We start from the raw sequence: 22,781 nt of genomic DNA, 5'->3' as shown, positions 1-22,781 counted from the left end.
TGTGGTGGTACTATTAATTAGTTTTTAAGTATGGTTTCTGAAACGTCTTTCTTCCAATCAATCAAAGTAGACGGGTAATAATTTACATTCATCCTGTTTAGATAAGGAGTTTGATTGGCTAAGCGTGTTTTAAAATCGTCCCAATTTCTATTTTCGTCCGTGGTCCAACCTAGTTCTGCATAGCCAATAATTCTAGGAAACGCTAAATATTCTAGCTCAGCTATTGTGGAAATTGTTTCAGACCACAGTGGTGCCTCTACACCTAAGATATCTTCTTTTTTTAGATCTTCAATATATGTAGTAGGAGACCAGTTGTAAGCCGTGTCAACAGGAATGAGTGCTGCCCAATCCAAGCCATGAATAGAGGTGTCATCATATTTCATATCCAGATAAGCTCTCGTAGCAGGTGACATAATTATTTTTGATCCTCTTGCAGCTGCTTCAGTTGCATTTTTCTTGGTGTTCCAATGTTGTGCAATACTGGTGCTATCTACATCCGCTTGCATAATTTCATCCCAGCCAATCATTTGCTTACCATGTTTTTGAACAATTTTTTCTACACGATTTACAAAAAGAATATAATCTTTCTTTTTAGTTACATGACTTTCATCTCCACCAATATGAAAATAAGGTCCTGGACTAAGTGCTGCTATTTCACGTACAACATCATCAATAAAAGCATAAACGGTATCCTTGTGCGCATCAAACGTACTAAAACCTACATGCGTACCTGTGTATGGCTTTAACGTTTTACCATTTCCGTTGAGAATTGGATATGCAACAGAAGCAGCATTGGTATGTCCTGGCATATCTACTTCAGGAATAATAGTCATATGATGTTTAGAAGCATAACTTACAATTTCACTATACGCTTCTTGCGTATAAAAACCACCTTCGCCACCGCCAACTTCTGTAGCACCAGAAACAGCAGTCAGTTTTGGCCATGATTTTATTTCAATACGCCATCCTTGATCATCCGTAAGGTGCAAGTGTAATTTGTTGATTTTATAATAAGCTAATACGTCTATGTATTTCTTTACATCGGTAACGCTAAAAAAATGCCTTGCAACATCTAGCATGGCACCTCGATATTCAAAATTAGGACTATCAATAATTTTGCCTGTTGGAATAAGCCACATAGGATGATCTGTGATGCTATCGTTACTTTTCTCTGGGATTATTTGGCGTAAGGTCTGCACACCTCTAAAAGCGCCTTCAGCAGTCTTAGAATTGATGATAATAGAATCTTTTGAAATGTATAATTGATAAGATTCTTTTGTTTTTAGCTCTAGACTGTCCGTTTGATTGATGTAAATAATGCGATCTACCTGTTCTAAATCAGTAGTATTTACAGGAACTTTCAATGATGTTAAGGTTTCAATTTTCTCTGATAAAAAAGTACCTACTTCGGTAAATCCATTAAATGCTTGAGAAGTGTAAATCACGGTGTTCTGATCTAAGCCAAAGGCAGAATTTGTCGCAATAACTTTAGAAGGCTTCGGAATAATATTTTCTGCGGATAAATTTGTTTCAGGAAATACAAGTACAACTTTCTTCTTTTTCTCTGCACAGGATAGGGATACAATCGCTAAAGCGAATAAAGCTATTTTTAAGGCAAGAATCTTTTTTTTCATAAATAAAAAACTAGCGTATTAGTCAATATAATCTTTAATAACAGAATGCCAGAGTTGATATCCTTTTTCATTCATGTGAAGGCCATCACTGATAAAAAGATCTTTTTTTAATTTCTTTCTCTCTAGCATGATGTCCCATACGTTTGCAAATTCTAAGTTGTCATTTTTTTCACAAAAACGTTTCAATTTTCTGTTTAATCGCTTATATTTTCCTTTGTATTTCCATCTAGAAATACTTGGTTTAGGCGATATAATAACCACTTTGGTTGTACTGTCATTTACTTTTATAGTCTCAATTAATTCTGAAAATGTTTGCAGAATTTCTTTAGATCTTTTTTTAGATGATATGTCATTATCTCCTTCGTAGATAAAGACTTTTTTAGGACGATACGTAAAAATAAGCTCCTTGGTATAGCCTAATAAATCAATAGTTTGAGACCCACCAAAACCAGTATTTAGTACTTGATGGTTCGGAAAATCTTGATCTAAAGTTTTCCACATACGCACACTAGAACTGCCTGTAAAGACAATGGTTTCTCTAGAAGAATCCCATAGCGAATCATATTTTTTAGAGATGGCTGTTACTTCATCTTTAAAATAAGCGTTGGGTTGCGCCATGCAAAATAGGGGAACTAAAAATAATACTAAAAATTTCACTTTAAATGCTTTAAGCTTCTAAGATAGCTTTTATCTGTGAAACCTTCAATTTAAAATATATTGCAAGTAAGAATTTTTGTAATTCAAGCGCAGCGAAATCATCCTGTAAAAATTCTTTTATTTAGTGTTACTATTCTATATATTTGGCATCAAATTAATCGGGATGTAGCGCAGTCCGGTAGCGTACACGGCTGGGGGCCGTGTGGTCGCAGGTTCAAATCCTGTCATCCCGACTGAATAAGAAAATGAATCGTGTTGCGGTTCATTTTTTGTTTCCAAGAGCATCACGAACAACGTTCGTGTAAGCGTTTGGACACAAAAAATGAGAAGGCGCTAGCCTTCATTTTGATATTTGCAATGAGTGTTTATTCGGATTCTGCAAATCCAGATTTTGTTCGTGTAAGCGTTTGGACACAAAAAATGAGAATGCGCTAGCCTTCATTTTGATATTTTCAATGAGTGTTTATTCGGATTCTGCAAATCCAGATTTTGTTCGTGTAAGCGTTTGGAAACAAAAAATGAGAAGGCGCTAGCCTTTATTTTTATATTTTCAATGAGTGTTTATTAGGATTCTGCAAATCCAGATTTTGTTCGTGTAAGGGTTTGGAAACAAAAAATGAGAAGGTGCTTGCCTTCATTTTTATATTTACAATGAATGTTTATTCGGATTCTGTAAATCCAGATTTTGTTCGTGTAAGGGTTTGGAAACAAAAAATGAGAAGGTGCTAGCCTTCATTTTTATATTTTCAATGAGTGTATATTCGGATTCTGTAAATCCAGATTTTGCTCGTGTAAGCGTTTGGAAACAAAAAATGAGAAGGCGCTAGCCTTTATTTTTATATTTTCAATGAGGGTTTATTAGGATTCTGCAAATCCAGATTTTGTTGGTGTAAGCGTTTGGAAACAAAAAATGAGAAGGCATTAGCCTTCATTTTGTTATTTTCAATGAGGGTTTATTAGGATTCTACAAATCCAGATTTTGTTTGTGTAAGCGTTTGGAAACAAAAAATGAGAAGGCGCTAGCCTTTATTTTGATATTTGCAATGAGTGTTTATTAGGATTCTGCAAATCCAGATTTTGTTCGTGTAAGCGTTTGGAAACAAAAAATGAGAAGGTGTTAGCCTTCATTTTTATATTTTCAATGAGTGTTTATTCGGATTCTGTAAATCCAGATTTTGTTCGTGTAAGCGTTTGGAAACAAAAAATGAGAAGGTGTTAGCCTTCATTTTGATATTTGCAATGAGTGTTTATTCGGATTCTGCAAATCCAGATTTTGTTCGTGTAAGCGTTTGGACACAAAAAATGAGAAGGTGTTAGCCTTCATTTTGATATTTGCAATGAGTGTTTATTAGGATTCTGTAAATCCAGATTTTGTTGGTGTAAGCGTTTGGAAACAAAAAATGAGAAGGTGCTAGCCTTCATTTTTATATTTTCAATGAGTGTTTATTCGGATTCTGTAAATCCAGATTTTGTTCGTGTAAGGGTTTGGAAACAAAAAATGAGAAGGTGCTAGCCTTCATTTTTATATTTACAATGAATGTTTATTCGGATTCTGTAAATCCTATTATTATGGTACAGGGGTGAGATGATTGGATTTTTGCTAGTTATTATTCATATGTTTCTTCTATGGCTTAAAATACAATACCTACAACAGAGTATAGGTGTTTTTAAAATTAAAAACCGCTATAGGCAAGTGTTCTTACTTGCTTATAGCGATTTAGTTTTTGAATACGGAAGTTGCTTCTAAAGCGCTCCTTTGTTATTTGCAATGAAACAGATTTATTGATTACAGTCCCAATCAGGTCTGTACTGCGCATCATTTAATTCAGCAATATCTTTATTAGCGCCAGTTTGGATGGTGATATCTTTCGTATCGTAAAGTAAAATGTAGTCTATATTGGCATTTTTTGAACGCCCAGACATGGTGAATGTATATTCTTCACCTTCTATCAAATTATATAGAATTGCCGATTTGTTATGGGCTGCTCCGCCATCACCAGAATAAACACCACCCCATTGATCAACACCTCTACCAAAAAATTTCAAGTCAGTTTCTAAGTCTTCCGTGGTATATTTATCAGTAGCCGTAGTAAAATTACCTGCCATTCTTATATAAACGTCATTAGATTTATCTTCCTCTGCACCCTCTAAACGCTGGTATAGACGCATAACTAGTTTATATGCTCCAGTAGACGGAGCTGTAAATACATATTCTAAAGGAGACGTTGCAGGACCACTACCTTGATTGTTACCTGTAAATTCTAAATGCGTTTCATTTATAGGACCAAGACTTTCTTTATCCAAATAGCCCGCGTCACCTTTGCTTATTAATTCCCATTGGTCTAAGGGCGATTCTGTTGCTTCTGCTTCAAAAACCACATAGTTTGTTCCAAATGTCTTTAGACAGTCTAAGACCTCTTCAGGATCTGTTGGTTCGGGATCTGGATCAGGTGTTTCTGGATCGGGTGTCTCTGGGCTAACTTCCTCATCAGTAGGATCGTCAGTTGCGTTTTCATCAACTTCTTCTGTTTCAGGATCTACAGAAGTATCTCCATCAGAGGAGCAAGAACTTAAGTTGAATAAAAGACATACAACTAATGCACTTAAATAATATTTTATTTTCATAATTAGGATAATAATTTAGATGGTTATTGTTAGAAATTAACGATTAAAGAAGGTTAAAATTGTATTTGAATTTTGACCCATTACAACAGCTTAATTCTTTTAATGTCTATGATCACTATGGTAGTATGAGCTGTTATTAATTAATAAGATCTTTTGAAAAAGCATACTGAATGCATGACCTGTAGGGTATTCCTTATGATTTTTTATATCTAGATAAGTGGAGCTGCTTTAAGGCTTTAAAATAGTTTGTGAAGTACTATAACTTACAGGATTTCTTTTGGAATTAATTTTCTGGTCCAAGTTTTTAATCGTTTATACTTATTTACTTCAGAATCTGGATTGAAATCTAACGTGGTCTCCCATGAATTTTCAGATTTAAACTCTTCTTCCATTCCGCTTAAAACACCCTTTGAAATTTTTTCAGAAGTAACAATAACCACACATTCAGTATTTAAATTAGCACTTCTGGGGTCTAGATTAAAGGTGCCAATGACTGTTGTTTTATGGTCTACAACCATAGATTTTGCATGCAACCCAAAAATAGGAGTGTAGTCTAGTTTTTCTTGTAACTCTCCTGTCATAATTTTTTTACGTTCTGCAGCATCAGGTCTAAATTCAAAGATTCTTACACCTGTTTGTAATAATTTTTTTCTATCTGTTTGATAACTACTGAAAGCTTCTACGTTATCTGTTGAAGCTAAGCTATTCGTTAAGATTCTAATTTTTACACCGCGGTCTACGGCATCTTTAAATAAATTTTGCGCTAATTTTGTTGTTATTAAATATGGGGTTTGAATGTCTATAGATGATTTCGCATTTTTAACTAAGTTAATTAAGGCACTAGTAGAAATTCCGCCACCTCCTAAACCACTTTCGCCATCATTTTTTCCGGGAGCATCAGAAATAAACTGTACATCATCTAACCAAACTAAATCTCCTGATGCATTAATTTTTTTAAATGTTGTAGGTAAGGCAGCAATACGCTTTCTAACTTGTGGCCAAAAATTATAAGGATTACAGGCATATTCATGAAGTTTGTCAAATCTTTCTTCTGATGTTATATTTTCAGGTAGCTCTTCAATAACTTCTGAAACCTCTTTTGTTAAGGTGCTATTCCAAAATTGGTCAAAAGAAGTATTTACAGTTTTAGCTATTTTTCCTAATAATAGAATATCCCTATCTCTAAAATTATACTCATGGTCATAATCAAAATACTCATCGGCAATATTCCTGCCTCCAGTAATGACCACTTTACCATCCACTATGAACGTTTTGTTGTGCATACGTTGATTGGCAGTTCTAAAATCTGTTGTAAATTTTTGTATTTTTTTAAAAATGTTTTTTCCTAGATTAACTCCTGGGTTATAAATTTTGACTTCAATATTTTTGTGAGAGGCAAATGTTAGAATATCTTGAATGTCTGCATTGACCATAATGTCGTCTACAATAATTCTTACTTTAACACCGCGATCTGCTGCTCTAATCAAATAATCACAAGCAATTAAACCTACGTTATCGGTAGAAAAAATAAAATATTGAATGTCTATGGTCTTTTCAGCATATTCGCTAAGCCACGCTCTGGCCACCATAGAACCACTGCCGTCTTCTAAAACATATACACCGGTTTTCGTAGCCATCAATTCTTTTACGCTGGCTAATTCCTTGCTTAATGTTATACTGTCGTTTTTATGAATGTTAGCACAGAAATCTGTTGGTGGAGTTATCTTCTGTTCTTCATTACAAGAAGCTAGTATTAATAAAAAAAGAACAAAGGCGTATTTATAGTTAAGAATCAAATTCATGGCGCTTATCATCGGTTGTTGTTAATGGTTTAATTGATAAACGCATTTATAGTCTTTAGCGTGTATAGGGAACCCAATCTATCATAAGAAAGATAGGGTTAACAAGCATATATTTTTCAGGAAACAATCAAGCTAGAAGTTACCACAACAGATTGATGAAGCGTTTTGTGTACAGGACATTTATCTGCAATCTCAAGAAGGCGTTTTTTTTGAGCCTCATCCAAATCACCTATTAGTTCTATGTTTTTTGTAATATGATCAATTTTTGATTTTTTCTCATCACATTCCATACAATCTTTTATATAATCTTTGCCATGGGTAAGGTGTACAATAACTTCTTTTAAATCCCATTTCTTTAGATTGGCATATAATCGTAAGGTCATTGCTGTACAAGCGCCTAAAGAAGAAAGCAAAAGGTCATAAGGGGCTGGTCCAAAATTATTGCCACCTACGCTTTCCGGTTCATCTGCAATTAAAGGGTGTCCTGCAGCTAAAATAGAGGTCGTAAGACTTTCGTTTCCAATTTGTACAACAACTTGTTTTGAGGTTGTAAGCTTCTTTTTATCCTCTTTTTTAATATATCTCGATGCCCATTGTGCAATTAAATTACCAACGTAGGCAGAATCTTCTTTATCTGATAGCAAATGATCTGCACCATCTAAGGAAACAAAGCTTTTAGGGTGCATGGCTTCAGCATAGATCTCGGCAGCATTTTTTATGCCTACAGTCGTATCTTGTGGAGAATGTAGGATCAAAAGTGGTTTTCGTAATGATTTTACAATAGCACTCATATTTTTGCTCGATAGATCTTCAATAAATTGTTTTGCAATAGCAAAAGGTCTTCCTCCAATATTTACCATTGCTTTTCCATTAGCTTCAATCTCTTCCAAGCCATTTTTAAAAAGATGTTGCACATGTTGGGGAGATGATGGGGCACCGATTGTGGCTACAGCATCAACAGAACTTATTTTTCTAGCAGCGTATATTGCCGCGGCACCCCCTAAAGAATGGCCTATGATTAATTTAGGAGCTTCTAATTCAAGCGCCATATAATTAGCGACATCTTCTAGATCTTGAATGTTAGAAGAGAAATTTGTGTCTGAAAAATCACCTTCGCTTTGTCCAAGTCCGGTAAAATCAAAACGTATAACACCAAAACCCTGAAGCGTTAGTGCTCTTGATATATTTCTGACAGGAGTTAAATTTTTATTACATGTAAAGCAATGCGCAAATAGGGCATAAGCAATAGGATGTTGGTTTGCAGGTAATTCAAGTTTACCAGAAAGCATTACTCCTTTTGAGTTTTTGAAGGATATCGTTTTATTTTTCATCTACGGTATTCGTTTTAATGGGCTTCAGTATTTGTAGTATACAAGTACCGGCAAGTAGGTAATTTAGCAAATAAAAAGAAGATAGGTCTTTTAATAAGTGGGCACCGGTATGCAAGTTTTTAGGTGTATGAGCGGTTTCTACAAGTTGTCTATAGATTTGAGTATGAAGTCATGATTACAACTTTCTCAATTCAACCCTTCTGTTTTTAGCCTTACCTTCTTCCGTAGCATTGTCTTCTACAGGTTTTGTTTGTCCAAAACCTTCACTTTTTAATCGTGCTTCATCAATATCTTCATCGGTAAGCGCCATAAGAACCGCTCTAGCTCTATTTTTTGATAATTTCAAATTAGCAACTTCATTACCTGTATTGTCAGTATGTCCCTCGATTTTAATTTTTAAATCGGGACTCGCTTTCATCATTTTTGCAATCTCATTAATTATGTCATAGGAATCTGCTTTAATTCTAGATTTACCCGTGTCAAAATTTATATGAAGGGTAGCAAAGCCTTTAGCGTTGATATCTTCTAACATGGTTTCAGCTGTAATTTTCTCAATAGTTTGCTCAAAATCTTTATATGCTACAACACCTATAGTTCTTGATTTTGAAGAGATTTGAAAGCCTATTTTTTGTTGAGCTGTTTTTAAAACATATAGGCTAATTGGGCCGTTTACAACATCTCCTGCGTAAAACTCATGCATGTGTTTATAAATAGCATTTGGGTTATCTCCCCATTTTTGAGTTTGTTCATAAGGAATCTGTCCTTCAAATAGTAAGATGGCCCCTATAGATTTTAAATATTCAGATACGCTTTTGTCAAATAAATAGTGTTCCCATTCTTTATCGCCTTCCATAGCAATACTCATTCGTTCCACTTTTCCATCAAGAACAAAGAACTGGCTTCCGTCAAAAAATTCTAATTTATCAAATTCAAAAGATTCTGAGTCGTCTTTATCTACAATCATCCCTTTAGGAGGTGTTAGATAGGGGAATTCACCGATATCAACGGTTGATTCTGGGATTTCTGCCCAAGAAAATTCTTTTTCAACTTCTTTATTTGGTGTTTTTTCGGTGGGAACCGCTACCGGAGTGGTATTGCTTTCTATCTCTTTATTCGCTTTTTCTGCTGTCGTATCCTTGCAGGAAAGGAGTGTTACTAAAACTAGATTGATTAAAGCTATTTTTTTCATCGTTATTGGTTTAATTAAAAAAAGAGACCACAGCTACGCTGGCGTTAAACTATTTGTTTTGCTAACTTAGGAAATATACGCTAAACATCAAATTAAAAACCTGACTGTTAGTTTTTTGAAGGATAATAAGTAAAGATATTTTAGTTGAAATCTTAGCTTAATCTTAGCAAGAATAAAATGTATTATTAATTAAGTAAACTAAAATATTCTTTTACTTGATTGATGTGTTCTTCCTTGCGTGCAGCACTCAACCAGCTGGCTTCAAAAGCATTGATGGCTAATTGCATAAGTTGTGATTTATTTAAATTTAGCGCCTTAGCCGTTTCATAGTAATTTTCATTCATGTACCCGCCAAAATAAGCAGGATCATCTGAATGTATAGTGGCTATTAGCCCTTTGTCAAGCATTTTAGCTACAGGATGTTCTTCCATTTTTTGAATAACTTTAAGTGCTACATTACTCAACGGACATAAGGTTAATGCAACCTTTTCTTGTAGCAATCTCTCTACCAGTGCTTCATCATCTAAACACCGGTTTCCGTGATCTATACGGACAACTTTAAGGAGGTCTAAAGCTTCCCAAATGTAAGTTGATGGTCCTTCTTCTCCTGCATGCGCTACCAATTTGTAACCTTCGTCTGCAGAGGCTTTAAAGACCTTAGAAAACTTACTAGGCGGGTTGCCCATTTCAGAAGAATCTAGCCCAACACCATGAATGTATTGTTTATAAGGCAATGAAGATTCTAGTGTTTTAAAGGCTTCATCTTCACTTAAATGTCTCAAATAGGACATAATAAGTTGGTAGGAGATATTTAATTCTTCTTTGGCTTTTTCTAATGCTTTAAAAATTCCGTTAAAAACTACCTCAAAAGAAATACCTCTATCGGTATGGGTTTGTGGATCAAAAAAGACTTCGACGTGCACTACATTTTGACTGTGGACTTTAGTAAGGTATGCCCACGTTAAATCATAAAAATCTTGTTCATGAATGAGGACTTGTGCGCCAATATAGTAAAGGTCTAGGAATTCTTGAAGATTATTAAATTTATAGGCTTCTTTTAAGGAAGCTATGGAATCATACGCCAGTGTAATGTTGTTTCTTTTAGCTATTTTAAACATCAGCTCAGGTTCAAAACTTCCTTCAATATGTAAATGTAATTCGGCTTTGGGAATACCTTGAATAATTTCTTTTAATGCAGATGATTCCATAAAATGTATTGTTTAAGTGTACTGAAAAGTGTTTTGTATGGCCGTTCTATGTTGAATTAAAATATGCTTTCTACTTAAAAATGTAGTTATAAGCGTTTTGATATCCATTAAATATAAAACTATTTTCTCGGCAACCTGATATTTTCTTTAATCTTTTTGAGCTATTCTGCGCTTATTTGCTGCTAATGTGTAAAGTAAAATCTCTTCATCGGAATTAGGAAGTTTCGTTACACCGTCTTTTTGTAGGCCTAGTTTTTCTAACAGTTTTTGAGAAGAAAAATTCTCTTTAGAGGTAATTGCTTTTACTTCATTCAGCTTAAATTCGTCAAAAGCGGCATTCAAAATTCTATGACTCGCTTCATAGGCATAGCCTAGCCCTTCAAAACCAGGTAAAAGCCCAAATCCAATATCAATACCCGCTATACCATCTCGATTGTAAAGTCCGCAGGTGCCAATTTTTACTCCATCATGTTTTGTGATCATAGTATAACTAGAAAATCCTAGCGCCTTTAGTTGTGGGAGCATCATACGTTTTATATAATCGGCAGCCATCGGAATAGAAATAATACCTCTATCGCCTACATATTTTATAAACTTATCTGTGTTCATTAACTGATAAATTAATTCAGCATCTTCCTCTAATGTAGGTCTTAGTTGTAAGCGTTCTGTTTTAAATTCTGTATACATTGTTTAGGTACTTTGTGGGCATAGTGCCTTTAGCCTAAAAATACAGAAAAGAAGTATATAGTAGCTTTATGAGCTTAAAAAATGTTTATTGAGGTTTAATATGATCGATAATTGGTGGCGACCTATATCTTTTGAAAAAGGATTTTTATGTGTAGAAATGCTATATCCATAAAAGATATTTACATCACCATAGAGTCCTAAACCTATTTTTGGTGTTATGACAAAATCTTGTTCTTCAAAATCGCTCAGGTATTTAGCCTCTAAAGCTAGATTAAGTAAGTAGGCATTGATCTCGTAGCCAATTTTTAAACCATAGATATCTTTTCCTTGGCTAGGAGTCCATTCTAGAGCACTATAGATATCATTAGAGAAAAAGCCAGTATCGCCATAATTACATCTATGTAATGCGAGACCAATTTCCGTATAGAATGATTTTTGTATTCCTGCTCCAACGCGAAACGAAATTTGTTTTTCAGAACTAAAATGGTGAGACCCCCAATTCGGGATGCTATCATTTTGAGTTTCCTGGCCGAATGTCATAAAACCTATACAAAGTATACAGATACTTAAACTACTTTTTATCATTTTTTTAATCTAAAAAACCTCGTACATCATAGTCCTCAATCTCGAATTTACCATTTCTGTATATAGCCTTCTGTTCTTCCAGTGCTCCAGTAGTGCTGTTTTTATAAGGGTAGGAAATGGTTTTTGTGTCCGTTTCATATGTTATTTTATAAGGCTCGTAAAATGTGAGTCCACTTTTAGGGAGCAGTCCTTTATTTTCATCCGTAGGATAGGATGTGGCTATAGATGTCCAAGAACATACGATCAATTCTGATCCTTGTCTAAATCCCTTCTTTTTTTTGGCAGTCTCTTTTTTGAGCTTAAAAACGGTGGCAGAATAACAAGAGAAGGATAAATCATCTTGCCTTTCAATAATCAAAAATTCTTTAGCATTCAGCGCATGTACTTCTACAAAATATTGATGCCTTTTAAAATCAGTATGAACAATTTTCTGTGTTTCACGGTCTATTAATTCGGAAATATAATTAAGATGATAAAAATCTTTTGAAAAATGATAAAGCTGTAATTTACTGTTGGTATCCTTAAAAGACTCAAAATGAAACATAGCAGCATCACACTTCTTTTTTACTATTTTTAAGATGCTAGTACTGTCATTTTTAGATTGGATAATTTCTTCAATTTCTCGCGTAAAACGATGTAGCAGACTGTCTTTTACATATTCGGATTTGTCAATTTCTTGCCCATAAGTAATTAACGAGACGCTAAATCCTATGAAGATTAGTGTTTTTAAGTGCATAGGTTACATTCTGAATGTGCTATTTTTTACTATAGATTACTGAAAACTACTTCCTGTAGCAGTAACTAATTCAATAGCCACTGTTTATAAAGTTTGGTATTAAAGGTGTAAAAAAAGGATAGTAGATTAATTGTATTTTAGTCCTCATTACCTTCATCAATAAGTTTATCTACAATAGATTTTAATTCCCCTTTTTTAATAGGTTTTATAATGTAATCAGAGATTTCACTTATTTTTTTTGCACGTTCAATATCTACAGTATCTACTGAAGATGAAACCATGTAAATAGTTATTTTTTTTCCTAATTTAGGTTTAATCTTTATGTATTCTTCCATAAACTGAAAGCCATCCATGATAGGCATATTGATGTCTAGTAGAATAACATCTGGTAATTCTTCATCTTTGTGAAGGTTTTTTATCATGAAATCTAAGGCCTCTTCGCCATCAGAAAAAGCAATAATTTTTTTAGCTAGATTGAGCGCTTTTATTGTTTTTATTACTGTAAATTGGTAAATGTCATCGTCATCAACAATACAAAAATTAAAGTTCTTAATCATCTGCTATTTATTAAATTTTATGGTGAAAATAGAGCCTTCGTTGACTTCACTCTCAACAGTTATTTTACCACCCATGGCTTCTACTTGTACTTTTGTCATAAATAAACCAACTCCTTTGGCATCTGGATGGCGGTGGAACACTTTATTTAAACCAAATATTTTCTTGCCATGTCTCACTAAATTAATACCGAGACCATTATCTTTAAAGCTTAGTTTTTGAACTCCGTTTTCTACCGTTGCTTTAATAAAAATTTCAGGAGTTTTATCTTCCGCTTTATATTTTATAGCGTTACTCACTAAGTTAAGGAAAATACTCTCTAAATAAACTTTACTATACATAATAGTTGGAGTTGCTGTAAAATCGCTACTTATTTTAGCATTAGTAGCTATTATTTGACCCGAAAGAATTTCTTTAGTTTTAGAGAGGATTTCTTCAAAGGAGAGGAGTTCTATATTTTTAGAGGTTTCATCTTTTGTTTTCAATGCTTCTACTAAGGTGTTTAGGGTAGAAGTAAGGTGATGTATGACACTCTCAAATTTCTCAAACAATTGCACTTTTTCAAGAGTTGTTTCTGCATCCTTATAAAATTCTAATAAAGAATTTAGATTGCTCACGGGTGCTCGTAAGTTATGGGAGGTTATATGCGCAAAATCTGCTAATTGGGTGTTTTTTATGGTTAGCTTATCTGTTAATAGTTCTAAGCTTCCTTTGGCGTCTATGATTCTTTTTTCAGCTCTTTTCTGAAATGTAATGTCTCTAACTGCAGCAGAAACAAGTACTCCTTCTTCTGTTTTAAGCGGACTTAAGCTTATTTGGATAGGAATTTCTCTTCCGTGTTTATCAATTCCAAAAAGCTCTTTTCCTTCTCCCATTTTTCTTGTTTTGGGAATATTGAAATACAGCTCGCGGTGGTTAGCGTGTGCATTAATATAACGTTCAGGAAGTAATAATTCTACAGGTTGGTCTAATAGTTCTCCTATAGAATATCCGAATAGTTTTTCTGCCTGTTTATTAATGAGTTGTATTTTACCATTTTCATTTACAATAACCATGGCATCTGGGGCAGATTCTAATAAACCTTTAAACTTAATTTCTGCCATTCGTTGCTGGGTCACATCTTGGCAGGTTCCAATGATCTCAATAACATCTCCCTTTTCATCTGTAATAACTTCTCCGAGAAGCTGAATTATTTTGATTTTGCCACTATCTAATTTAATGCGATGTAATAAATCGTAAAAATGTTTATCCTGTTTAGATTTTTCAAAAGAAGTACTTACAGTTTCCTTATCTCCAGGATGAACATAACTAAAATAGGTGTCATATGTTAAAACTTCATCTGGATGTACTTCAAAAATATTGTATAAGTTGCTAGACCATTTGACATTATCAGTAATAGTATCTAGCTGCCAATGCCCCATCAGGGTTATTTTTTCGGCATGGTTCAATACTTCATTTTTACGCAGCAAATCTCGCTCCACCTTTTTCTGATCAGTGATATCTCGTATAATTCTTATATAGCCGTTGCTTTTACCATTCTCATATTTCATAGGAGTAATCGTGGAATGTGCAATAAAGGTGCTGCCATCTTTTTTTAGGATAGTCCACTCTCTAGCATCATTCGCATCATTCTCAGCCAATATTTTGTAGGGATCAAAGTCAATAGTTTTTAACTGATAGCGTGCTGCTAAATCTCTTTTGAAGTTTTCAATTTCTTCTTTTAAAAGAAAAGAATCACTTTTTTTTGAGCCAACCATTTCATCAGGATCATACCCTAATAAGGTATGGGCTCCTGAGTTATACTGAGATATGATATTTTCATTTGTGGTGGCAATTACACCTATAATTTCAGCATTTGAGTTAGGGCTCATTAAAGTAGGTTTAGGTAAGCATATTAATTTTTAAGCTTGTGCATCAGAATTAAAACGCTGATTTTTCTCAACCAAATTTGTACAGGAGTGTTAAGCCCTCCGGTATAACTGCGCACATTAAAAAAGTTATTTATATTATTTTTAATGTACGTTTCTTGCATATCAATTGTAAAATATTAGATACTAAATTTTGTATCTAAAGATTTTACGCACGCTATAAATATAGATAAAACTTACAAGTAATTCCTTAAGAATGTTTAATTTATAGTCTTCGGGGATATGACTTTTAGTTGGTAAGATAGTTATAACTATATTTTTTTCTGTACTTTTTAAATTGCTAAGAACACTGATACTAGTAGGGTTCATTCAATGGTTCCTATCCTTTATTTAATAATTTAGTGTTTACATTAATCAGGTATCGACTTCAATTCTGCGATATCACTTTTTGTGAACATATTTTTAAGTTTGGCTAGGAAACCAGTATTTAAATTAAGGGATAGCGTGGCTTTTTTCCGAATATCAACCTGTAATTCTTTTGCGATTTCATCAATAAACTTATGGTAAGATCTATTAAGAATTAATGATGTATCACCAATTTCATTAGTCAGGTTTGTATCTAGGTGTGTTTGGGTTAGGTAGCAATTCTCAAGGGTTATTTCTTCCTCTTTATGTGCTAAAAGAAACCGTTTCTGTAGCAAGAAAATTTGGTTATCTCTTTTTTCAAGTCGCGCTACTTTTCCTTTTTTAAATTGCTTGGTTTCTTTATTGATATAGACCAAAATAGACAAGGTAGTTCCGTTGGTTAAAATAGTATCTTTTTTTCTAAAGACATTTAGAATAGGATATACTAACAAATATTTAATTCGAGTCACTAGGCGTATAGATTTTCGATAGAAGAACAGAGCTACAATAAACATAATTCCAGAGAAGATTACCGAAGTAATAGGGCTAATGATACTGATGAGAACAAAAACGATAGACAATACAATTTTTGATACTTCCAAAATTGTATCTATTAATGGTATAGGCGATAGAAAGATTAAAATATCAATAAAGAATCTAAAGGTCATCACGATTACTAAAAAATACATTGAAACGGCTAACACTAAAATTGTTTTTAAACTGATGGAAAAGAAGCTTGCTTGGTATACAATTTCATCATGAGCAGGATTATCAGACAAAAAGGTAGGCGCTAGCATAACAAAGCCATTAATTATTAAAGCAGCATGATTGGATAGGTAATTATCTGCTAAACCAATAGGAGCGGTAGCTTTATTTGTTTTAAATACAGTGCCTACTAACGCTGTAAATAGAAATAAAGCACCAAAAAGTATCAATACAAACCAATTATTAAAAAAAGGATTGGTCGCGACAAAATCATTATGAAAGCCAATTTTTGAACATAAAGAAGTCAGAAATATGGTGATATACGGATTAATAGCCATGGGTGCCAATTGTGAAAATTGATCTACGAGACTAAAATTTTGAGTGAGCGTTTGCTGTATTTGTGAAGCATCCGTTTGAGAAAACAGAACAAAAGGTATAGATAATACGATAAGTAAAAGCAGCACTAATTTTTTCATGCGTGGTAGGTTATTGTTTGGTTTTTAAATTTTATTTATCCACAACTATTCAGATGCATTATGTAGTGGAAGGTATAAATATAGAAAAAAGTTAGAATTATCGTGCGCCATCATTTTAATTATACTTTTTATAAAGGGGATGTGAAATTGTATTAATCCAGAAAGCAATGCGTTTTTTAAAGGTAATTCCTGTACGGTAAATGAACTAAAAGAATCTTTTATTGCGCGTTTTTCTCCGTTTTACTATTCTTCTTCTAGCTAAGAGAATACGATTCGTTAATCTATTTCTTTTAAAAAATAAGACGGAAATCCCCATTGTAGTTAATAAAGCGATGAATGCAGAATTGCCTAATGCACCTCCATAGCCATTAAAAAATTGACTCTTATGAAGATAAATACAACTAAATATGATGCTGGCAATAACTAAAATGACATAGGTGCCTTTGGCCTTAAAAGAAACCATACCAATAAATGATCCTCCTATAAATACCACAGGGATATTTTTGGTTAAAAAAGGATTAAGAAGTTCAGGAAATAGGTGAAAAAATAAACCAACAACTAAAGATAACATGGCAGAAGACCTTACTGGCCCTTGTTTTAGATGTTCATTGAAATAAAACGTTAGCGTAGCTCCAAAAATTCCTGTGATGATAATGATAAAAGTATTCATAAACTCAACCAGTAAATTAAAGATACCGTGACTACGCCTGCAAAAGCGATAGTACCTAGTTTTCCGCCGACTCCTAGAAATAAGTTTTTAGAAAACATATAAAATAGACCTGCAACCATTCCTGCGGCAATTACAAAATAAATTGAAGGTGTTATCTCTGAGCTAGACATCCCTATAAATGCACCGCAATATAGTGCCGGAGGTAATTTTTTTAAATAGCGTGATTGTTTTTTTATTTTTGGAATAAATGAAGCCGTTGTCCCAACAATACCAGCAGATAGGACACTTCCTAGGCCTACAATGTTGTTTAAGGTATACGTAATAACTGCGCCAATAGGAATCCAGATAACCACCGCTATTTTTTCATAAGCGTATTCACTGTGGTGCAAATCTACATATTTGTGCCCAAATAGTAATAAGGTAATTAAAAATAACGCCAAAAGCGCTGCGTAATTATTGGTGTCATAGTTTTCTCTGAAAATCATGGTCATAAATGTAATTTGAATGCCAATAACATGTATGATCATAAAAAGTCGAAGGGCTTTATGCTTCTTCATTAAGGAAATTTAATAGTCACTAGTACTCTATGGAGTGTACTTGTTTTTAACAAAAAATAAACGTTGGAAAAAAGAATTCTAAAGCAGGAGGGAGGCCTTAGAAGTATTTCTGTTTTCACGTTGCAAATTTAAGAATTTAAGCTTGAATTAAAAATTTCAAATGCCTTGAAGTTGGGTTTTAATTGAAGGATGGCTAGATGGAGCCTATAAGTTTTTTAGTGTGTTGTTATTGCTAAAGTTATAGCGTGTACGATGTGCTATTTTCACAAGTTCTATGAAGGCCTTGCTCTATGGTCTGTGTTGAATGTAGGAGTTATGCTTAGCGACTTAGTTTTTCTCAGGCCAAATAGTTTTAAAACGCTCACAAACAATTAACATCGTTTCGGTAGGTTGTTCTCCGCTTTCTTCCATGGCATTTGCAAAGAAATCCCAGTGGGCTTTCTTCCATTTATTTAGCGCATCAATTTCTGTTCCCATATCCATCTGAGCGTAGCTTGAAGAAACTTTATTAAAAGGAATTGTATCTACTTTAGTAGTTTCGATGATGGCCTGAGGAATGCCTTCAAAATTTGTGACAATAATTTTTGTTCCTACTTCAGGCAATGGGGCCTTAGCTTCTTTATACCACATATAGAGTCCAGAACCTGCCTTCTTTTTCCCATCTAAAATGAGCTTTGCCAACCGGTCTGCATCTTCTTTATTATCATGAAAAAAATAGGATTCTGGTTGTTCTTCTTGAGCCTCAGGATGTGCTTTTTTAAAACTAGTCCACATACTTTCAACAGCGTTCTCTGTATCCTGATGATTTTTTGTTTCGCTTTTGCAGCATATCAACATTAAAAATAAAAAGATACTTGTAAGTCTCATAAAATAAAGAATCTAGGTTAAAATGTACTTATACGTTAAAAATAAGCTATGTTTTTTTAGACCTAGAATGATGCTCCTCTATTCTTCTAAATAGTTGATCAAAGCCTTTATAAACGTATCAAATTTTTCAATATGTGGCAAGTGACCCACATTTTCTATTTCGACCAATGTGGAATTTGGAATTGCTTTTTGAGTTTGTTTCCCCAATTCACTGTACAAGCCCATAGTTTTTCTTACTTCATCGGTTACCAAACCTTTTCCTAATGCAGTTCTATCTCTGGTGCCTATGATCAAAAGAGTGGGAACCGTAATATTTTTAAATTCATATACTACGGGTTGCGTAAAAATCATATCATAAGTAAGTGCAGCATTCCATGAAATTGTTTTATAATCAGAATTCAACGTCCACCCTGCTAACAAGTTTACCCATTGGTCATATGCTGGTTTCCATTGATTGTCATAGTAATTCACCAGTTGGTATTTTTTAATCCCTTCATAATTCTTTTTCAGTTCATTGTTGTACCACCATTCTACAGGTTTATAAGGAACTTTTAGTTTCCAATCTTCTAATCCTATAGGATTTTCTAAAATTAATTTCTCAGTAATTTCAGGATACATTAATGCAAATCGTGTTGCTAACATACCTCCCATAGAGTGTCCTAAAATAGCAGATTTTTTTATGTGTAGTGTATCTAATAATGTTTTTGTGTTTTGGGCAAGCTGTTGAAAAGTGTAGTGCAGATGATCTGGTTTAGAAGATTTTCCAAAACCTATTTGATCAGGAACAATTACCCGGTAGCCTTTTTTGGTGAGTGCCGCTATTGTGGTTTTCCAATACGCACCATTAAAGTTTTTACCGTGTAATAGTACAATGTTTTTTCCCGTATAATTATTTGGCGTTACATCCATATACGCCATTTTTAATTCCTGATTTTGCACGTTTAAGTGCAGTGTTTCAACAGGAAAAGGGTATTCATAATTAGCTAGTTCAATATCTAACCATGGTAACTTATCGGTTTGCGCATTACTTAGTTGTGTTGTAAGGATTACTAGAAGTAACCCGAGTAAATTCTTTTTCATATTCTTAATTTCAAATAGCTACTCATTCTTGCTTTAATCTATTGTTCATTTCAGATAGGGTTTAACTATTTTAGTTTCTCTTTTCTGAAAGCCTTTATGATAGCCAGTTAAAGGCAGTACGAGATGTGGGTATCGTAAAGGTAAGAATAGGATTAAATTATGTGCTTAATTTTGTGTTAAGATAAATAATAGCAAAGGCTAGCACATTTTTGCTAAACATCTAAAGAAATTTATAAGCATTTTTTTTCAAAAGATTAAACTCTTTTCACTGGTTGTTGCAGTGGGGTAGATTTTAATTTTTAAAAAACATAATTAGACAGATCAAAGCTTAGACTAGGTTAAATGAACTATAGAAAATTGGTAATTTTTAGTGCCGTATTTGAGAGAATCATTTTCATTTTTAAGACTTAAATGTCATATGTTTATAATAAATTATAATAATATAGATTATAATAAGAATATATTTTCATCGTTTTAAGTCTATTAATTATAAAAACTTAACAATGAGAAAATTTTTAGCATTACCATTATTAGTAGCATTTGTAGGATTTACATCTTGTTCAGATTCAGAGGATAACGATGAGCCTGTAGTGGAAGAAAATAACGAGATTTTATCTTATGAGGGAATTGAATTAAAATTAGATGATTCTGATACCGAAGATTATGGAATTGCATTTTCTACAGCAACTGGAGAAACGTATTCTTATGCTGAAATTAGCGCAGATAATATTGCGGATATTGATATAGTTTCTGCAACCAATCAAGCATTTATTGCTTTTAATAGCCCAGATGCAGATGATGTTCTTAGCGAAATTGAAGGGGCAAAGTCTACTAAAATACAAGTGAGTAATGTAGCTATGACTGTAGCCGAATTTGATGCTATGGAAGATGACACCTTACTTAAAGATTTGACAGTTTCGGATGATAATGAAGCACAATCTATAACGTATAGAGAAGTGGTTCTTTTTGAAACTGCCGAAGGTAAGATTGGTGCATTTAAAATAAATATGCTTAATGCTCAAAGAATTTCAATTGACGTAAAGGTTATGAAATAGATTCCGTATTAAATGGAATAAAAAAAGGCTATCTAGATCAGATAGCCTTTTTTGTATTTGAAACTGTCATTTTTAAAATGAGCGTTTGTAGTATTAGTTTTTTGTTGGACTCGTGAAGTTTTTAGTGCTATGAGATATAATAATATTGTCTAATTTTTGAAAGCTTGTAACAACTAAAAATATAAAGTGAGAAGATCACTGTGATACTTACAATAGCGGTTGTATTTAATATATTTGAATCAGCGAAAACATAGCCAAAGAATAAAGCCAACATTCCTGCATTGGCATAGCCTACAGGTTCTAAGTATTCAATTGTTTTTTTTGAGTAAAATCCATTCTTAACCACTTGTTTTAACATAATTAGGTATACAAAATAGGTGATACCGGTTAGAAATAACAAAACGATAATTGCTTTGATGGAAAGTTCCTCCCAACGATCAAAAAGTCTTTCTCCTGCAGCAACTAGGGCTATAAGGAAAGAAGCAGCTGTTAGTAGCCTGGTACTAAAATAAAGTAGAAACCAATTTTTAGGCTTATAATTAAAACTTGAATAGTTGTAATAACTTAGAGAGCCATCAAGTAAATTAGTATAAAATGTAATAAATAAATCATTGGTCAATTGTAACTCATATAAGCCCTCTTTATATTCTTTTTGTATGGAGTTTTGGTTAGAATCATTGTAGGCTGTCGTCCATTTTATGAAAGCATTATCATCAATATGTAAAAGGGAGTGGAGCGCATTTTTTTCAATTTCTTTGAACTCGGAATCAATTTTGAAATAAAACTGAAAATTGATATTTAAAAACGAATAAGATTCATCAAAGTCAAGACAAATAACCAGGTAGTCGTTTTCCAAGAAAACATTGAAATTTTCTGATTTATTTAATTTTACAGCCAAATGTTGATTCACTGAAAAATTATATTTTTCAATTACTTCTTTGAAGTGTATTTCAACATCATGAACTATTCTTTTTTGTGAGTAGGATATTATTCTCATATGATTTTTCTATGCCTTAATTATATCTAAACGCAAGTACGAAAAATTCATTGCAGTATGATGATTAGTTTATTTCCTAGTGCTTACCAAAGCCAATAGTTATAAGCGGTATACGTCATTAATCCTTGCAATGTTAAATCCTTGATCTAAAATATTCTTTGCCTCCTTACTATCTAAGCTAATGGCCGGATTGGTATGATTAAAATGAATAAAAATCACTTTATTTCTTTCCAAAGTATCCAATGCTTTAAAACGCTCAAGACTTTCAATAATAAAAGGATGTGGGATTTGAGAAATATCACGATTGTCTATTTCTTTTCCGCTATAAAATGTAGCATCTAAAAAGGCATAATCTACTTTTTTAATTTCTGCAACAATATTTTTATCCCACTTATTCCATTTATCTATGTCTGGTATGAATAATGCGGTTTTATTAGGTCCTTGAATCTTATAACCAACGGTTTCAGAATATTCATCTCGGTGGGGTACTAAAAAGGGAGTCACTGTTAGATTTTGAGAAAGAGAAATTGATTGTTCATTTTCAATGGGAGTCAATTTAATATTGTTATTTAAAACAAGCTGACTCCAAGGGCCATTGGTTTCTAGATATTTCTTCATTCTAGGCATAGCAAATACAGGAATATTCTTTGCATTGGTAGCTTCTTTACCTAAATACATTAATCCTGCGTAATGACCAATATGCGCATGGGTTAAGAAAATTCCGTCTACCATCTCGTTTTTATTTAGAATTTCATCTTTTACCAAGGCTTTCATTTGTCTTGTGATATCAGGAGTAGCTTCAAATAAGTATTTTTTACCATGGTCATTATCAACCAAGCCTAAGGCAACTACTTGTCTATTCTTGTCTGGATGATCAAATAAGTCTTTACAACAGTCCTTTTTGCAACCAATATGAGGAGAACCAGCATCTTGAATCGTTCCTAGAATCTTTAGGAAGGTACTTCCTTGAGATTGTGTCTCATCTGCTTCTGTAGTCAGGGTCTCAGTTGTTTCTGTTTTCTGGGGAGATTGCTGGTCTCCACAAGAACAGATTAAAAATAGAAGTAGTATTCTATAAGCGTATTTCATTTT

20 protein-coding genes and 1 tRNA gene are annotated in these 22,781 nt (G+C 33.3%); 2 read left to right on the top strand and 19 right to left on the bottom strand.

The window, feature by feature from the left end; all coding sequences use genetic code 11:
* Window positions 1-17 precede the first annotated feature (17 nt).
* Window positions 18-1,634 (bottom strand): beta-N-acetylhexosaminidase, encoded by a 1,617-nt coding sequence (locus M666_RS18870; RefSeq protein ID WP_029445610.1) that lies wholly within the window; start codon window positions 1,632-1,634, stop codon window positions 18-20.
* An 18-nt stretch (window positions 1,635-1,652) separates the two neighbouring features.
* Window positions 1,653-2,291 (bottom strand): GDSL-type esterase/lipase family protein, encoded by a 639-nt coding sequence (locus M666_RS18865; protein WP_029445611.1) that lies wholly within the window; start codon window positions 2,289-2,291, stop codon window positions 1,653-1,655.
* 159 nt (window positions 2,292-2,450) lie between these two features.
* Between M666_RS18865 and M666_RS18860 the strand changes: the two genes are divergently transcribed.
* Window positions 2,451-2,524, top strand: a tRNA-Pro gene (locus M666_RS18860).
* 1,546 nt (window positions 2,525-4,070) lie between these two features.
* On the opposite strand, the gene M666_RS18855 is transcribed toward M666_RS18860, so the two are convergent.
* The 15 genes from M666_RS18855 to M666_RS18785 all read right to left on the bottom strand — a co-directional run bounded on the left by M666_RS18855 (window position 4,071) and on the right by M666_RS18785 (window position 19,637).
* Entirely contained in the window at window positions 4,071-4,916 is an 846-nt protein-coding gene (locus M666_RS18855; protein ID WP_029445612.1) for a hypothetical protein, read from the bottom strand.
* A 263-nt stretch (window positions 4,917-5,179) separates the two neighbouring features.
* Window positions 5,180-6,718: a phospholipase D family protein gene (locus M666_RS18850; protein ID WP_226989933.1), complete on the bottom strand. Its 1,539-nt coding sequence runs from the start codon at window positions 6,716-6,718 to the stop codon at window positions 5,180-5,182.
* Between the two features lie 116 nt (window positions 6,719-6,834).
* Complete coding sequence (locus M666_RS18845) at window positions 6,835-8,049, bottom strand: bifunctional alpha/beta hydrolase/OsmC family protein (protein WP_029445614.1); 1,215 nt, start codon at window positions 8,047-8,049, stop codon at window positions 6,835-6,837.
* Between the two features lie 175 nt (window positions 8,050-8,224).
* Complete coding sequence (locus tag M666_RS18840; protein ID WP_029445615.1) at window positions 8,225-9,238, bottom strand: OmpA family protein; 1,014 nt, start codon at window positions 9,236-9,238, stop codon at window positions 8,225-8,227.
* 185 nt (window positions 9,239-9,423) lie between these two features.
* Window positions 9,424-10,446 (bottom strand): adenosine deaminase, encoded by a 1,023-nt coding sequence (locus M666_RS18835; protein WP_029445616.1) that lies wholly within the window; start codon window positions 10,444-10,446, stop codon window positions 9,424-9,426.
* A gap of 147 nt (window positions 10,447-10,593) precedes the next feature.
* Complete coding sequence (locus tag M666_RS18830) at window positions 10,594-11,133, bottom strand: GNAT family N-acetyltransferase (protein ID WP_029445617.1); 540 nt, start codon at window positions 11,131-11,133, stop codon at window positions 10,594-10,596.
* A gap of 66 nt (window positions 11,134-11,199) precedes the next feature.
* Window positions 11,200-11,718 (bottom strand): hypothetical protein, encoded by a 519-nt coding sequence (locus M666_RS18825; protein ID WP_151198093.1) that lies wholly within the window; start codon window positions 11,716-11,718, stop codon window positions 11,200-11,202.
* A 4-nt stretch (window positions 11,719-11,722) separates the two neighbouring features.
* Complete coding sequence (locus M666_RS18820; RefSeq protein WP_029445619.1) at window positions 11,723-12,454, bottom strand: hypothetical protein; 732 nt, start codon at window positions 12,452-12,454, stop codon at window positions 11,723-11,725.
* A gap of 137 nt (window positions 12,455-12,591) precedes the next feature.
* A complete protein-coding gene (locus tag M666_RS18815) occupies window positions 12,592-13,011 on the bottom strand; it encodes a response regulator (RefSeq protein ID WP_029445620.1) in 420 nt (139 codons plus the stop codon).
* Between the two features lie 3 nt (window positions 13,012-13,014).
* Window positions 13,015-14,880, bottom strand: coding sequence for a PAS domain-containing sensor histidine kinase (locus tag M666_RS20130; protein ID WP_029445621.1), 1,866 nt, complete (start codon window positions 14,878-14,880; stop codon window positions 13,015-13,017).
* 407 nt (window positions 14,881-15,287) lie between these two features.
* The gene (locus tag M666_RS18805) at window positions 15,288-16,463 is read right to left on the bottom strand and encodes a hypothetical protein (RefSeq protein ID WP_029445622.1); all 1,176 of its coding nucleotides are present in this window, start codon (window positions 16,461-16,463) and stop codon (window positions 15,288-15,290) included.
* A gap of 205 nt (window positions 16,464-16,668) precedes the next feature.
* Complete coding sequence (locus M666_RS18800) at window positions 16,669-17,133, bottom strand: hypothetical protein (protein WP_024479702.1); 465 nt, start codon at window positions 17,131-17,133, stop codon at window positions 16,669-16,671.
* Window positions 17,130-17,690, bottom strand: a complete 561-nt coding sequence (locus M666_RS18795; protein WP_029445623.1) for a hypothetical protein — start codon at window positions 17,688-17,690, stop codon at window positions 17,130-17,132. The genes M666_RS18800 and M666_RS18795 overlap by 4 nt, the downstream gene beginning before the upstream one ends.
* A gap of 327 nt (window positions 17,691-18,017) precedes the next feature.
* Window positions 18,018-18,557, bottom strand: coding sequence for an ASCH domain-containing protein (locus M666_RS18790; RefSeq protein WP_029445624.1), 540 nt, complete (start codon window positions 18,555-18,557; stop codon window positions 18,018-18,020).
* Window positions 18,558-18,635: 78 nt separating this feature from the next.
* Window positions 18,636-19,637 carry an alpha/beta fold hydrolase gene (locus tag M666_RS18785; protein WP_029445625.1) on the bottom strand — a complete coding sequence of 334 codons (1,002 nt, stop codon included), beginning with the start codon at window positions 19,635-19,637 and terminating at the stop codon, window positions 18,636-18,638.
* A 503-nt stretch (window positions 19,638-20,140) separates the two neighbouring features.
* On the opposite strand from M666_RS18785, the gene M666_RS18780 reads away from it, so the two are divergent.
* Window positions 20,141-20,692, top strand: a complete 552-nt coding sequence (locus M666_RS18780; RefSeq protein ID WP_024479706.1) for a hypothetical protein — start codon at window positions 20,141-20,143, stop codon at window positions 20,690-20,692.
* Window positions 20,693-20,819: 127 nt separating this feature from the next.
* Here M666_RS18780 and M666_RS18775 read toward each other — a convergent pair whose 3' ends face one another.
* Both M666_RS18775 and M666_RS18770 read right to left on the bottom strand, forming a co-directional pair.
* Window positions 20,820-21,689 carry a hypothetical protein gene (locus tag M666_RS18775; RefSeq protein WP_029445626.1) on the bottom strand — a complete coding sequence of 290 codons (870 nt, stop codon included), beginning with the start codon at window positions 21,687-21,689 and terminating at the stop codon, window positions 20,820-20,822.
* Window positions 21,690-21,788: 99 nt separating this feature from the next.
* Window positions 21,789-22,778 (bottom strand): MBL fold metallo-hydrolase, encoded by a 990-nt coding sequence (locus M666_RS18770; protein ID WP_029445627.1) that lies wholly within the window; start codon window positions 22,776-22,778, stop codon window positions 21,789-21,791.
* Between the last annotated feature and the right edge of the window lie 3 nt (window positions 22,779-22,781).

This window comes from Cellulophaga baltica 18 (assembly GCF_000468615.2).
Lineage (GTDB): Bacteria > Bacteroidota > Bacteroidia > Flavobacteriales > Flavobacteriaceae > Cellulophaga > Cellulophaga baltica.
The sequence above is the reverse complement of the archived record's forward strand: the minus strand, read 5'-3'. Positions and strand labels throughout refer to the sequence as shown.

What these genes read in the sequence shown, in the direction of transcription:
- M666_RS18870 (WP_029445610.1), bottom strand. Translation starts at nt 1,634, where the DNA reads ATGAAAAAAAAGATTCTTGCCTTAAAAATAGCTTTATTCGCTTTAGCG.
- M666_RS18855 (WP_029445612.1), bottom strand. Translation starts at nt 4,916, where the DNA reads ATGAAAATAAAATATTATTTAAGTGCATTAGTTGTATGTCTTTTATTC.
- M666_RS18850 (WP_226989933.1), bottom strand. Translation starts at nt 6,718, where the DNA reads ATGAATTTGATTCTTAACTATAAATACGCCTTTGTTCTTTTTTTATTA.
- M666_RS18845 (WP_029445614.1), bottom strand. Translation starts at nt 8,049, where the DNA reads ATGAAAAATAAAACGATATCCTTCAAAAACTCAAAAGGAGTAATGCTT.
- M666_RS18840 (WP_029445615.1), bottom strand. Translation starts at nt 9,238, where the DNA reads ATGAAAAAAATAGCTTTAATCAATCTAGTTTTAGTAACACTCCTTTCC.
- M666_RS18835 (WP_029445616.1), bottom strand. Translation starts at nt 10,446, where the DNA reads ATGGAATCATCTGCATTAAAAGAAATTATTCAAGGTATTCCCAAAGCC.
- M666_RS18830 (WP_029445617.1), bottom strand. Translation starts at nt 11,133, where the DNA reads ATGTATACAGAATTTAAAACAGAACGCTTACAACTAAGACCTACATTA.
- M666_RS18825 (WP_151198093.1), bottom strand. Translation starts at nt 11,718, where the DNA reads ATGATAAAAAGTAGTTTAAGTATCTGTATACTTTGTATAGGTTTTATG.
- M666_RS18820 (WP_029445619.1), bottom strand. Translation starts at nt 12,454, where the DNA reads ATGCACTTAAAAACACTAATCTTCATAGGATTTAGCGTCTCGTTAATT.
- M666_RS18815 (WP_029445620.1), bottom strand. Translation starts at nt 13,011, where the DNA reads ATGATTAAGAACTTTAATTTTTGTATTGTTGATGACGATGACATTTAC.
- M666_RS20130 (WP_029445621.1), bottom strand. Translation starts at nt 14,880, where the DNA reads ATGAGCCCTAACTCAAATGCTGAAATTATAGGTGTAATTGCCACCACA.
- M666_RS18805 (WP_029445622.1), bottom strand. Translation starts at nt 16,463, where the DNA reads ATGAAAAAATTAGTGCTGCTTTTACTTATCGTATTATCTATACCTTTT.
- M666_RS18800 (WP_024479702.1), bottom strand. Translation starts at nt 17,133, where the DNA reads ATGAATACTTTTATCATTATCATCACAGGAATTTTTGGAGCTACGCTA.
- M666_RS18795 (WP_029445623.1), bottom strand. Translation starts at nt 17,690, where the DNA reads ATGAAGAAGCATAAAGCCCTTCGACTTTTTATGATCATACATGTTATT.
- M666_RS18790 (WP_029445624.1), bottom strand. Translation starts at nt 18,557, where the DNA reads ATGAGACTTACAAGTATCTTTTTATTTTTAATGTTGATATGCTGCAAA.
- M666_RS18785 (WP_029445625.1), bottom strand. Translation starts at nt 19,637, where the DNA reads ATGAAAAAGAATTTACTCGGGTTACTTCTAGTAATCCTTACAACACAA.
- M666_RS18780 (WP_024479706.1), top strand. Translation starts at nt 20,141, where the DNA reads ATGAGAAAATTTTTAGCATTACCATTATTAGTAGCATTTGTAGGATTT.
- M666_RS18775 (WP_029445626.1), bottom strand. Translation starts at nt 21,689, where the DNA reads ATGAGAATAATATCCTACTCACAAAAAAGAATAGTTCATGATGTTGAA.
- M666_RS18770 (WP_029445627.1), bottom strand. Translation starts at nt 22,778, where the DNA reads ATGAAATACGCTTATAGAATACTACTTCTATTTTTAATCTGTTCTTGT.